Genomic DNA, 13,164 nt, shown 5'->3' with positions numbered 1-13,164 from the left:
CCAGTGCGATCTTCTGTCTCGTCGGAGGGGCGCCCGCGAGAGACAAGAGGGTCTGACGGGTGAGCGAGACAAGATGCGGCCCGGGGCCCTTGGTCACCAAGAGGTCATAGCATTCGCTTCCGCAAAGTCGAACGCCTCCGGCGGTGGCCCGCCGGTGCCCGCCGCGCCGCTACCCGTCCGCAGGCGCCATGCATCACCCGGATTTGCTTGGGAACCCGGGTGGCGCCCGGAGCAAGAACCGCCAGCAAGAGGAGGCACGGCGCATGCCCAACCCACAGCAGCCTGAAATACGGCGCAACGACAAGGGCGCCGCCACCCCCGAAGACAGCCGGCAGCTGAAGGCAGGCCAGACAGGCGGCGGGGCGAGCGGTCACCCGCACGGCACGGACAAGGGCGACAAGGGCGGCGGAGAGGGCGGCGGAGTGCCTCCGGCACAGCAGCCCGATCACCCCTGAGTGCCACACGACACCTGCCGAACGGCCCCGTGGTGGGCCGTTCGGTGTATCCGGGGCCGATCGAACGGTCCACCGGCTCATCATGGACGTGGGCGGCCTACGCCTGCGTGAGCAGCGGCGTGGCACGGTTCCGGCCTCATAGCCAGTTGCCTGTTCCGTACGGAGTCCTGTGGCCGAAAGTGATTGCCGAGGCGCTCTGGGTGACAGCGGTCGGCGATCGGGGTGAGCTGTCTCCAAGTGTTTGAGACAACCTCGGTACTGGCACTCGCAGAACTGAGCTGGAACCACAGCGGCCTGTGGGACGGAGCGACCTTCCATGCGCATCCTTGGCGTCAATGCCCTGTTCCACGACCCGGCCGCCGCCCTCGTCGTCGACGGCCGCACGGTAGCGGCGGCCGGAGAGGAGCGCTTGAGCCGCCGCAAGCACGGCGTGGCACGGTGAGGGAAGGAGCCCGATGACGACACGTCCGCGTCTGCTCGTCCTGCGTGCCCTGGGCCTGGGCGACTTCCTGGCCGGTGTACCCGCCCTGCGCGCGCTGCGCCGGGGCTTCCCGGACCACGAACTGGTGCTGGCCGCCCCGCAGGAACTCGCCCCGGTGGCCGCGGCCACGGGAGCGGTCGACCGGCTGCTGACCGCCTCCGCTCCCGGCCGGGCCGTACCGCGCCGCCTGGACTGGACCGGCCCGCCGCCCGACGTCGCCGTCGACCTGCACGGCAACGGCCCGCCCAGCCACCGGCTCCTGCAGTCCCTGCACCCGCGCCGACTCCTGGCCTTCGCGCACCCCGACACACCCGAGATCGACGGACCGCCCTGGTACGCCGAGGAACACGAACGGGACCGCTGGTGCCGTTTCCTGGAGGCCTACGGCATCCGCGCCGACGCGAGCGACCTGCGGCTGCCGCGCCCGACGGACCCGTCCCCGGCCCCCGGCGCGATCGTCCTGCACCCCGGCGCCGGAGCGCCCTCACGCTGCTGGCCCGTCGACCGGTACGCCACCGTGGCCACCGCCCTCCGCGAGCGCGGCCACCGGGTCGTGGTCACCGGAGGACCGGACGAGGAGGACCTCGTGGCGCGGCTGGCCAAAGAGGCCCGTCTGCCCGACACCGACGTGTTCGGCGGCGGCCTCCCCTTCGGACGGCTCTCCGCCCTCGTCGCCGACGCCCGCGCCGTCATCAGCGGCGACACCGGCATCGCCCACCTCGCCGTCGCCCACGCCACCCCTTCCGTCACCATGTTCGGCCCGGTGCCGCCCAGCCGCTGGGGCCCGCCCGCACATCCGCGCCACCAGGTCCTGTGGCGCCGGGGGCCGGCCGGCGACCCGCACGGGCGCCGCACCGACCCGGTCCTCCTCCGCATCCGCTCCGAGGACGTCCTGGACGCCCTCGACCGACTCCCCGAGGCGTCATGAGACAAGTCTCCGTCGGCGCCGTCATCGCCACCCGTGACCGCGCGCCCACCCTCGCCCGCATCGCCTGAGCTCCGGACCATCGGCACATCGAAAGCGTCAGGTGCGCAGTCGTGGCGCACGGTTACCGGTGTCTCCGAAGCTGGTGCAGCCGGGTGCCCACCCATGAGACGCCATGCGGCGCTGGTGTCCGGGCAGCACGGGCAGCCTTGGGCGCCACGCGGTTGCATCCCGGCCACGCCCCGTCACGTCGGGGAGGCGTCCTCAACGGCATGGCCTGTCCGCTCCGAACCATCATGCCGTGCAGGGTTTTCGGACGGAGGTGTTGAAGGTCCAGTATGCGGGTGGCCAGCGGGTTTCAGCCCCCTGGAGAGAATGATGACGCACTCAGGACAGCACACGTCGGCCACCAGAGCGGTGCGCCACCTCTGCAGCAGATCACGTGCCTTCATGGCGTCGGCCGCCCTTCCGTAGCCGGGGTATGCGCATCAGATCGTTCCGTTCGCGGTGTCGGCTCGGCCTGGGCCTTCCCGGAGGGCGAAACCTGAGGTGTGATGGCGTGTCGGGACAGCAGCCGGCAGCGGCAAGAGTACCGGTGGCCGCGCAGCCCAGCCACAGGGTGTCAGCACCGAACCCTTGGTGGCGCCCACGTGCGTCCACCGGTGAAAGTGCGGCCATCAGGGCCGTACACGTTGGTGAGTTGAGGATTTCACCGAGCGTCCACACGACGACGGTCAGTATGTACACGGGAGCAGGAACTGCTCGCCCGTTCCGTTCGGCGGCCGACGTGGCGTCCGCGGCCGGCGAACCCGGTGCGGACGCCACGTCCAGCCCGCGGACGCAAAGGGGCAGGACCGCCGCGGGGTGGAACGGCGGTACCACGGCCGCTGCCGCGGCTTTTGAGCCCGGGCACGCGGCGGCAGGGGCCGACGCGATGCCGTCCCGGCCTCCGCCGGATCATTCCCTCCGGGCCGTTCCCGCCGGCACGTTCCGGCCTGTCGTGCCCGTCAGTTCACCTGGCGGTCGCGGCCTGCCCAGAAACGCGCCCTGAGTTCCCGGCGGAGGATCTTCCCGCTGGGATTGCGCGGGATGCTCTCGACGAACTCGTACCCTGACGGTGTCTTGAAGTCCGCGACAAGTCCTTGGAGATGGAGTTTCAGTTCGCGCGGCTTCACCGTCGTTCCGGGGCGCAGCACGACGAAGGCCCGGACGGCCTCGCCCCAGCGCTCGTCGGGGACGCCGATCACTGCCGCCTCGACCACCCCCGGGTGCTTGCAGAGCGCGTTCTCCACCTCCGCCGGGTACACGTTCTCGCCGGCGACGATGACGGTGTCCTTCATGCGGTCACAGACGTAGACATAGCCGTCCTCGTCGACGTACCCGGCGTCGCCGGTGTGCAGCCAGCCGCGGGCCAGGGTCTCGTCGGTGGCCTCCTTCATGCCCCAGTACTCGACCATCACCGCGGGTGTCCTCAGACAGATTTCGCCGATCTCCCCGGCCGGCAGCCGGGTCCCGTCGTCGCCGGCGATCATCACCTCGACGCCGGGCCACGGTCGTCCGGCGGACCGCAGTCGGCCGCTGCCCGGCAGGTGGTCGGCCGGTGGCAGGCACAGGGCGGCGTTGCCGCTCTCGGTGAGCCCGTACAGCTGGCCCACCTCGCAGCCGAGTACCTCCACGCACTGCAGCATCAGCCTCTCGGAGATCGGCGAGCCGCCGTAGGTGACCTTGCGCAGCGAGGTGAAGTCGTCGCGTCCGACGCCCGGTTCGGACAGCATCATCTGGAGCATGGCGGGGACGGCGCAGGTGGTGGTGACACCGTGCTCTCGGATGAGACGGACGGCGTCGTGCGCGGCGAACATCCGCATGGCGACACTGGTGACCCCGGCGTTGAACGCCTGCATGGCCCACCAGAGGCCGGCGACGTGGAAGCCGGGGATACTGATCAGGCTGACGTCACCGGGTCGCCAGTCGATCCAGTCGAGGCCGTGCTCGGCGCCCAGGTCACGGATCGCGAAGAAACTGCGGTGGGCGAGTACGACGCCCTTGGGCAGTCCGGTGGTACCACTGGTGTAGATCTGCGCGATCGGGTCGTCGGGCGTGGCGGAGACGTGGAGGTCGTCGTCCGGTTGCCCGGACTTCCAGTCGCGGAAGCCGGTGCCCCGTTCCTCGCGGCCGTCCAGCTCGACGACCGCGGGAAGGGCGGGTGGCTCGGCCCGGAGTCGCTCCGCGGTACCGGCGAACTCGCGCTCCACGAAGAGCAGTTCGGCGCCGGAGTCGCGCAGTATATGCTCCACCTCGGCGGGGCTGAGCCGCCAGTTGATGGGGACGAGCACGGCGCCGGTCTTGGCGCAGGCGAAGAAGATCTCGTAGTAGTCCTCGGACTCCTTGCCGAGGTAGGCGACGCGGGAGCCCCGCTCGATCCCGGCGGACGCGAGCGCGTGGGCGGTCCGGTTGCTCTCTTGGTGCAGCGCCGCGTACGTGACCTCGCGGCCCTCGCAGACCAGGGCGGTCCGGTCCGCGTGGTGGGCGGCGTGGAACGTCACCGTGTCGACGGCGGTCCTCAGACCGGGGTGATACATGAGGAGATGTCCAATCGGTAGGAGTCAGCGCCAGTCGTGGTGGTCGGGCCAGTGCCGCCGACCGGTCAGGAACGGGCCGGGCAACCGGAGCAGCGGGGGGCGCGGCGCGTCGGCGGGCCAGAGAGCGGCGGCGTCCGGGGCCGATCCGGCGAGGTATGCCGCGGCCTGCGCGGCGAACGGACCGGCCGCCGCGGGTGCCGGGGGCCCGGCGCCCTTCGCCGCCCGGGCCAGGACGTCGAGGAGTCCGTCCCGGTCGCGGACCTCGGCCGCGTAACGGACGGCGCGGTGGTCACGGCCCTCGGCGAGGGTCCGGCAGACCCCGGCCGGGGTCCAGTCGGCGGTGTCCCGCAGGTGCCGGTGGAGCCGGCCGGCGGCGCCGGCCAGCGCCGGCGGGTTGTGCCCGGAGAGCAGCAGCAGCCACGGGCCGGTGGACTCCACGGGTCCGGCGGGCCGTTCGGGAACGCTCTCCAGGATCACGTGGGCGTTGGTGCCGCAGAATCCGAAGCCGCTGACTCCGGCCCGCCCGGGGCCCGCGCCGGGCCACGGCAGCGGCTTGGCGGCGAGCTTCAGGGCGGTGCGGTCCCACGGGATCTCGGGGTCCGGCTCGTCCTCCCCCGGCTGCGGCGGGATTTCCGCGTGGGCGAGTGCCAGCACCGTCTTGATCAGGCCGGGGCCGCCGGAGGCGGTCTCCAGGTAGCCGATGTTGGCCTTGACCGAGCCGAGGTACAGCGGGGCGGCGTCCGGCGAGCGACGGTCGTACGCGGCGGCCAGCGACTCGGCCTCGATCTGGCCGCCCAGCCGGGAGCCGTTGGCCTGTGCCTCGACGTAGTGGACGTCGGCCGGGGTCACGCCCGCGTCGCGCAGCGCCCGTTCGATCACCGCCTTCTGTCCTCGGGCGGAGGCGACCGACAGACCGGGCCGGTCACCCTGGGCGTGGACGGCGCTGCCGCGGACCAGGGCGTACGGAAGGTCCCCGTCGGCGACGGCGTCGCCGTACCTCTTGAGGACGAGGATCCCGCAGCCCTCGCCACGGACGTGCCCGTCGGCCCGCCGCGTGAAGGGGCGGCTGCGGCCGCTCGGCGACAGCATCCCGGCCCGGTCGAGGATGCCGGTGCTGAACGGGGAGAGCACCAGGTTGGCGGTCCCCACCAGCGCGACGTCGCACTCGCGCAGCCGCAGGGCCCGCACCGCCAGATGCAGGGCGGTCAGCATCGACGACGACGCGGTGTCGACGGTGACCGCGGGGCCGCTCAGGCCGAGGGCGTGCGCGATCCGCCCGGAGAAGGCGCTGGGCGAACTGCCGGTGCTCATGTGCGCCGACAGGCCGTCGTGGGGGAGCCCGCCGCGCAGCCACGCGTAGGGGTACTCCACCGGCCCGCCGACCGCGTAGACACCGACGTCGCGTCCGCGCAGCCGCTCCTGGGACAGGTTGGCGTCCGCGAGTGCCTGGACGGCGACCTCCAGGAGGAGCCGTTGCTGCGGGTCGATGTGCACGGCCTCCTGCTCGGGGATGCCGAAGTACTCGGCGTCGAACAGGTCCACGCCGGGCAGGTAGGCGCCCTGGCGCAGCCGGTCCGCCAGTGGTGCCAGGTCGGGCGCTTCCACGTTCCAGCGCGGCCGGCCACGGCTGTCGAGGGGGATCCCGTCGTCCTCGGTGACGACCACCCGTCCCCCGCGCACGGCGGTCCACAGGGCGTGCGGGTCGTCGATGCCGCCGGGCAGCCGGCAGCCCAGGCCGACGACCGCGATGGGCTGGGTCTGCTCGTGGTGCCGGCGGGCCAGCATCACCATGAGCTGCTTCCTGGACAGGGTCTCGAGTTCGTCGATGTAGCTCAAAGCGCTCGTCCTCCCGTCACTGGAGCATCTCGCGCAGCGCGGCGAGTTCCTCGTCCGCCTCGGCATCGGTCAGCCCGCTGACGTCCTCCTCGTCGGTCCCTGTCACCTCGGCGGTCTGCGCCTCCTCGGCTCGGTGCGGTACGAGCTGCTGGTCGATGAACGCGGCGAGCGGGCGGACGGCGGGGTGGTCGAACAGGGTGGACGCGGGCAGCGGGATGCCGAGCGCGGCCTCCAGGGCGTTCTTCAGCTCCACCGAGCCGAGCGAGTCGAGCCCGAGGTCGAGGAACCGGGCGTCGACGTCGACGTCCTCGGGCGCGTCGTAGCGCAGTACCTCGGCGATCCGCTCGCGCAGCAGCTCGCGCAGAGCGGCCTCGCGGTCGGCCCGGGGCCGGGTGAGCAGTGTGTCGACGTCGCACACGGTACGGGTCCTGGCCGTGCCGTCACCGGAACGGAGCTCCTTGAACAGGGCGTTGGCGAAAGGCTGCCCGTCGGTGTAGGCGTCCCAGTCGAACTCGCCGACGACGGTCTGGGCGTACGGCCCGGCCAGCGCGGCGAACAGGGTTCGCAGGGCGGTGGCGGGTTTGACGAACTTCAGGCCGCGGGCCTCGATGCCGTCGATCTGCCGCTGGGTGAGGCCCGCGGCCATGCCGATCTCGGCCCACGGACCCCAGTTGACGCTGAGGCCGGGCAGTCCGGCGGCATGACGCCACTGCATGAGGACGTCCATGTAGGCGTTGCCGGCCGCATAGTTGGCCTGTCCGGCCGCACCGAGCACCGCTGCGATCGACGAGTATGCGACGAAGAACCTCACCGTGGGGACGGCGGCGACCGCGCGGTGCAGCAGCCAGGTGCCGTGCACCTTCGCCCGGAACACGGTGTCCATGCTCTCCCAGGTCTGGGCGTTCAACGGGGCGTCGGCCAGGACGCCGGCGGCGTGCAGGACGCCGCCCAGCGGAGCCCCGGACTCGGAGATCGCGGCGACGATCCGCTCGACGTCGGCGGCGTCGGCGATGTCACCCTGGTGGACGGTGACCTCGACGCCCTCGCCGAGTCCGGCGGCGATCCGAGCCGTCTCCTGCGGGTCGACGGCCCGTCGGCTGACGAGCGCGATCCGGCGGGCGCCCTCCTGTACCAGTTTGCGCGCGGAGGCCAGGCCGAGCGCGCCGAGACCACCCGTGACCAGGTACGTCTCTTCTGCCGTGACACGGACCGGCCTGTCGGGCAGGTCGCGCTCGTCGCGGAACTCGATGACGATCTTGCCGACGTTGGCGCCCCGGCTGAGGACGCCGAAGGCCTCCTCGACCTCGTCGAGGCTGTAGCCGACGGTGGGCAGGGCGGCCAGCCGACCGGCCTCGACGTGCTCCGCGACGGTGTGCAGGATGTCGTGGTTGAGGCGGTTGAGCTCATCGGCGGGCAGCTCGCTGAGGTCGAAGTTGTGGTAGTCCACGTCGGGGCGCTCTGCCCGCATCTCCTCCGGGGTCCAGACGCCGATCTTGCCGAGCTCGACGAACCGGCCGTGCCGGCCGAGGCAGCGCAGCCCGGCGGGGATGTAGTCCTTGTTGAGGCTGTTGAGGACGATGTCGACCCCCTTGCCGCCGGTCGCGGCGAGCACCTCGTCGGCGAAGTCGAGGGTGCGGGAGTTCATCACGTGCTCGACGCCCTGGGAGCGCAGCAGCGGCCACTTGCGGGGGCTGGCGGTGGCGTACACCTCGGCTCCGGCGAGTTTGGCGAGTTGCACGGCCGCCTGACCGACGCCGCCCGCGGCGGCGTGGACCAGGACCCGGTCGCCCGCCCTGATGCCGGCGAGACCGTGCAGCGCGTGGTGGGCGGTGATGTACGCGGCGGGCAGTCCGGCGGCCTCGGTGAAACCGAGGTTGGAGGGCTTGCGCACGACGACCCCGGAAGGAACGGTGACCCGGCGGCGCATGCAGCCGATCCGGCTGAGCACGACCTCTTCGCCGGGCGTGAAGGCGGCTTCGGGGCCGGCCTCGACGACCACGCCGGATGCCTCGAAACCGAGCGGCAACGGCTCGTACGGCACCCCCGTGTCGAGCGCGTACTGCCTGAGCATGCCGAGTGCGTTGAGGACGTCCTTGAAGTTGAGGCCGGCGGCGTACACCTGCACGGTCACCTCGTCGCCGACCGGGGCACGGTCCTGGACCGGGACCGGCTTCACGGCGGAGAACTGGCCGTACTCGGTGATCCGCAGTTCGGTGTTGCCGTCGTCGGCGGGGCCTGCGGGCCGGGACAGCCTCTTGACGTGCCGGATGCCGGAGCGGTGGGCGATCTGGTGCTCGCCGCCCGCCGCGTCGCCGGCGAGCCATTCGTCGACGAGCGGCTGGAGGTCGTCGCCGTCGAGGTCGACCAGGGTGGTGCGCAGGGCCGGGTACTCGTTGAGCAGCACCGCACCGAAGCCCCACAGGGAGGCCGGGGCGAGGGCGTGCGCGTCCAGGGTGTCGGTCCGGTCGCCGGGCAGCCACTGGGCGCGCTCGGTGACCAGCCAGATCCGCAGGTCGCGGCCGGACCCGAACTCCTCGGCGGCAGCGGTCAGGGTGAGCAGGTCCCGGTAGTTGCGCTCGGTCTCGACGCGCAGCCGCTCCTCACCCCTGAGGCCCTCCTCGGCGTTCCAGAACCAGGCCAGGTCGGTGACGGAGGGGCCCTCGGCGAGCAGCCGTACGGCGGCGCGCGCATCGGGGGCGTGGCAGGCCTCGATGCCCGTGCCGGTGAGCCGCTCGGCCAGGTCGGCGGGCAGGCCGTCACCGGGGTGGACGACGAGGACGCGCCGGCCGTCGCCGCCGGTACGGGCGGAGGGCAGCGAGCGCTTGAGCCAGCGGGGCCGCAGCAGCATCCGCCCGGCAGGGTCGCCCGGCGCGTCGGCGACCTTCTTGAGGCGGACCCCGTGGACGACGAAGACCGGGCGCTCGCTCTCCAGGGCGACGATGTCGGCGGCGAGTTCGCCGGCTGCCGGGTCGAGGTCGACGTGGATGAGGATCCGCAGGTCCCCCTTGGGGCGCTTGAGCAGTTCGACGGAGTCGAAGCCGACGGGCAGGTAGGTGCCGTCGAGGTCGACGGCCGCGCCGAGGGTCTGCATGGCGCAGTCGAGGACGGATGCGCGCAGGTGCTCGCCGACGGGCGTGTCGAGGCCGCGCAGCTCGCCCACGGCGAAACCGTCGGCGTGGCGGTCGACGCCGAGGACACGCCGGAACTCAGGGCCGTACGGCAGTCCCAGCTCGGCGTAGCGTTCGTACAGGTCTGGGCCGTGGTGCCGGGCCTCGGGCGGGCCGGCGGTGGCGGCCGCCTTCCGGAGCCGGTCGACGACCTCGGAGAGGGCGGCCCGGCCGGTCGGCGGCTCGCCGAGGACCGCGGTGGCGTGGACGCGTTCGATGGCGCCGTCGCGTCCCTGGACACGGCTGACGATCTCGATGTCGGCGGTGTCCTCGTCGGCGCGCGGGTGCAGTCGGACACGGACCTCGACGGGTTCGCCGTCGCGCAGGAACAGCGGCTCGTGGATGCGCAGGTCCTGAAGGAGCCGGCCGGTCTCGCCGTGGACGGCGTCCTGGAGGGCGAGCGCGATCTCGACGTGGCCTGCGCCGGGGAAGACGGCCTGCCCCGTGACGACGTGGTCGGCGAGGTAGGCCGGCGCGTCCGGGGCCAGCCGGGTCGCGAACTCCCGCTCACCGTGGGCCCGTTGCGCGTCGGTGGTGATCTCGACGCCGAGCAGCGGGTGGTGGACGGGGCCGTTGCCGCGGCCTGCGGGGATTCGCACGACCCGGGTGGAGGGCAGCGGGTAGCGCTTCTTCGTGAAGACGTAGCCGGGCAGGTCGATGAGCCGGCCGCCGCCCCCGGCGTGGTAGCCGGTCCAGGAGACGGGCAGTCCGGTTTCGTAGACACGGGCGAGAGCGGTACGGATCACGGAGCCGTCGGTGTCGGACCGGGACATGCTGGCGACCCACGCGTGACCGTCCGGATCGGCGCTCTGCCGACCCATGTTCACGAGCGCGGCGGAAGGACCGACCTCGACGAGAACCTGTGCTCCACGGGCCTGGAGGCAGCGCACGCCGGCGGCGAAGTCGACGGGCTCGGCGATGTGCCTGACCCAGTAGTCGGGCGTGCCGACCTCGGCGAAGGAGGCGATCCGGCCAGTGAGGTTGGAGACGAAGCTGATCTTCGGCTCGTGGAAGGCGATGCCGGCGACGGCCTCCCGGAAGGTGTCGAAGACCTCGGACATCAGCGGGGAGTGGAAAGCGTGCGAGACAGGCAGGTCCCGGACGTCGACGCCGCGTTCGCGCAGGATGGTGACGAGTTCGGCGAGCGATTCGCGGCCGCCGGATATCACGCACTGGCGGGGCGCGTTGAGGGCTCCGAAGCTGACGTCGGGGTACTTCTCCAGGAGCGGGGCGACGTCCTCGGCGGGAGCGAAGACGGCGGCCATCCCGCCGGGCGCGGAGACGGACTGCATGAGGCGCGCGCGCACGGAGACCAGCCGGACGGCGTCCTCCAGCGAGAACAGGCCGGCGACGGCGGCCGCGGCGATCTCGCCGACACTGTGCCCGAGCAGGATGCCGGGCTGCACACCCCAGGACATCCACAGCCGCGCGGTGGCGTACTCCAGGGAGAAGAGTGCGGGCTGGGTGTACAGGGTGCGGTTGATGTCCTGCGCGCTGTCCGGCGCCTCGCCGAACATGACGTCCTTGACGGAGCGGCCGAGGTGTCCGGCGAACAGCCGGTCGCAGTCGTCGAGGTGGCGACGGAATTCGGGGTGGCGGGCGTACAGCCCGCGGCCCATACCGGTGTACTGCGTCCCCTGCCCGGAGAAGAGGAAACCGGCCTCGGCGGGCCGTGGTTCGCTGCCCTCGCTGTCGGCGGCGGCGAGGGCCCGGTCGAGCAGCCGCACCAGGTCCTCGCGGGAGGAGACCGGACCGGCGAGCCGGGCGGGCAGGTGGGCGCGGCCCGTGTTGGAGGTGTAACAGAGGTCGGCGACGGAGACGTCCGGGTGGGCGTCGATGAAGTCGCGGTACGCCTGGGCCTGGGCGCGCAGCGCGATCCGGTCCTTCGCGGAGAGGGTGAGGACCGCCCCGCCGTCCTCGGGCGCGGCGGGCGACTGCCGGGCGGGCGGGGCCTGTTCGAGGACGACGGAGGCAATGGTGCCGGCGAAGCCGAAGGAGTTGACCAGCGCGCGGCGCGGTCCGTCCGCTTTCCACTCGCGCAGCTCGGTGGGGACGGTGACCCGGTAGCGGTCCCACGGAATGTGGCGGGACGGGTTCTTCAGGTTGATGTGCGGGTAGATCACGCCTTCCTGGAGCTGACGGATCACCTTGGCGACGCCGCCGATGCCGGCGGCGGCCTCCATGTGGCCGATGTTGGTCTTGACCGAGCCGACGACGAGCGGGGAGTCGTCGGTGCGGGAGTCGGCGAAGACGCTGTTGATGGAGCCCATCTCGATGGGGTCGCCGAGGGAGGTGCCGGTGCCGTGTGCCTCGACGTACTGGATGTCCCCGGGCTCCAGGTTCGCGGCGGCGAGCGCATCGCGCATGAGGGCGGTCTGCGCGGTGCCGTTCGGGACGGTGAGGCCGCCGCTCTCGCCGTCCTGACGGACCGACGAGCCACGGATCAGTGCGAGCACCGTGTCGCCGTCGCGGCGGGCGTCGGAGAGCCGCTTGAGGACGACCATGCCCGAGCCCTCGCTGCGGGCGTAGCCGTCGGCGGAGTCGTCGAACGTCTTGCACTTCCCGTCGGGCGAGAGCATCCCGGCGCGCGAGTACACGATGTGGTTGCGCGGGTGGTGGTTGACGTTGACGCCGCCGGCGAGGGCGATGTCGCACTCCCCTCGGCGCAGCCCCTGGGCGGCCAGGTGCAGGGCGACCAGGGAGGCGGAGCAGGCGGTGTCGACACTGAGGCACGGGCCTCGCCAGCCGAGGAAGTACGACAGCCGTCCGGCGGCGGCGCTGTGCGCGGTGCCGGCGGCGACGTGGGCGTCGAGGTCCTCGTTGTCCAGGGCCTCGACGTCGATGACGAAGTCCATCTGGCCGACGCCCAGATACACTCCGCCCTTTCCGCCGCGGAGCGTCGCCGGATCGATGTGCGCGGATTCCAGCGCCCGCCAGGCCGATTCCAGCGCCCACCGGTGCTGGGGGTCGACGAATTCGGCTTCCTTCGGGGATATGTTGAAGAACTTCGGGTCGAATTCGTCCATGCCGGAAACGAAGCCGCCGCCGGCTGCGAGGGGCCGCCGGCCGGCCTCCTTCTCGGCTGCCTGGAGGGCGTCCATGTCCCAGCGGTCGGCGGGAACGGGGCCGGTTCCGGAACGGCCTTCACGGAGGAACGCGGAGAACGCCTCGGGGGTGTCGTTGTCCCCCGGGAACCGGATGCCCATACCGATGACGGCGATCGGCTCGTACTTCTCCAGAAGCAGTTCGCGGAGCAGGACGTCGTTGCGCGACGCAGCCGTGTCGGTCACTGGTAGAGCTCCTTGAGAACGTCGTCGACCAGGTTCTTCGTGGAGGCTCCCGAGTCCTGCGGGGCCGCTGCGGCGGCGGGCCGCTCGCCGACTGCGAAGAGTTCAGGGATCACGTCGGTGGTCAGGAAGTCGACGAGGTGGCCGACCGTCGGGTGGTTGAACAGGAACGCGGAGTCCAGTGGGCGGCCGAGCCCGCGCTCCAGGCGCTGCCGGGTGTCGGTGGCGCCGAGCGAGGTCAGCCCGAGTTCGAAGTAGCTGACGTGAGAGGGCAGCACATCGGTCTCGTCCATCATCAGTTCGCGCTTGAACTCGGCGACCACGAGCGACTCCAACCGGGCCCTGCGCTCGGCCGGCGGGGTTTCGGACAATTCCTGAAGCCAGGGTGTGGGAGAAGTCACGCTGCTCCTCGGTATGGATTTTCACTGCTTGTT

6 protein-coding genes and 1 pseudogene are annotated in these 13,164 nt (G+C 72.0%); 3 read left to right on the top strand and 4 right to left on the bottom strand.

What is annotated here, in order from left to right:
* Nucleotides 1-263: 263 nt before the first annotated feature.
* The 3 genes and pseudogenes from ACIOC0_RS20585 to ACIOC0_RS20575 all read left to right on the top strand — a co-directional run bounded on the left by ACIOC0_RS20585 (nt 264) and on the right by ACIOC0_RS20575 (nt 1,864).
* Nucleotides 264-455 carry a hypothetical protein gene (locus tag ACIOC0_RS20585; protein ID WP_402156547.1) on the top strand — a complete coding sequence of 64 codons (192 nt, stop codon included), beginning with the start codon at nt 264-266 and terminating at the stop codon, nt 453-455.
* A gap of 316 nt (nt 456-771) precedes the next feature.
* Nucleotides 772-885: pseudogene (locus ACIOC0_RS20580) on the top strand (carbamoyltransferase N-terminal domain-containing protein); the annotation flags it as partial.
* Nucleotides 886-910: 25 nt separating this feature from the next.
* A complete protein-coding gene (locus tag ACIOC0_RS20575) occupies nt 911-1,864 on the top strand; it encodes a glycosyltransferase family 9 protein (RefSeq protein WP_402156545.1) in 954 nt (317 codons plus the stop codon).
* A gap of 1,004 nt (nt 1,865-2,868) precedes the next feature.
* Here the strand turns inward: ACIOC0_RS20575 and ACIOC0_RS20570 are convergent.
* From ACIOC0_RS20570 to ACIOC0_RS20555, 4 genes are read right to left on the bottom strand one after another with little or no spacing between them, the layout of a single operon-like run.
* Complete coding sequence (locus ACIOC0_RS20570; RefSeq protein WP_402156543.1) at nt 2,869-4,440, bottom strand: fatty acid--CoA ligase; 1,572 nt, start codon at nt 4,438-4,440, stop codon at nt 2,869-2,871.
* A 24-nt stretch (nt 4,441-4,464) separates the two neighbouring features.
* Nucleotides 4,465-6,276, bottom strand: coding sequence for a polyketide synthase (locus ACIOC0_RS20565; RefSeq protein ID WP_402156542.1), 1,812 nt, complete (start codon nt 6,274-6,276; stop codon nt 4,465-4,467).
* Nucleotides 6,277-6,292: 16 nt separating this feature from the next.
* A complete protein-coding gene (locus tag ACIOC0_RS20560) occupies nt 6,293-12,733 on the bottom strand; it encodes an SDR family NAD(P)-dependent oxidoreductase (protein ID WP_402156540.1) in 6,441 nt (2,146 codons plus the stop codon).
* Nucleotides 12,730-13,131, bottom strand: a complete 402-nt coding sequence (locus ACIOC0_RS20555; protein WP_402156539.1) for an acyl carrier protein — start codon at nt 13,129-13,131, stop codon at nt 12,730-12,732. Before ACIOC0_RS20555 ends, ACIOC0_RS20560 begins: the two co-directional genes overlap by 4 nt.
* Nucleotides 13,132-13,164: the final 33 nt, after the last annotated feature.

The organism is Streptomyces sp. NPDC088254 (assembly GCF_044740925.1).
Taxonomy (GTDB): Bacteria; Actinomycetota; Actinomycetes; order Streptomycetales; family Streptomycetaceae; genus Streptomyces.
Note: the sequence above shows the minus strand (reverse complement) of the source record. Positions and strands in the feature narration are given on the sequence as shown.

What these genes read in the sequence shown, in the direction of transcription:
- ACIOC0_RS20585 (WP_402156547.1), top strand. Translation starts at nt 264, where the DNA reads ATGCCCAACCCACAGCAGCCTGAAATACGGCGCAACGACAAGGGCGCC.
- ACIOC0_RS20575 (WP_402156545.1), top strand. Translation starts at nt 911, where the DNA reads ATGACGACACGTCCGCGTCTGCTCGTCCTGCGTGCCCTGGGCCTGGGC.
- ACIOC0_RS20570 (WP_402156543.1), bottom strand. Translation starts at nt 4,440, where the DNA reads ATGTATCACCCCGGTCTGAGGACCGCCGTCGACACGGTGACGTTCCAC.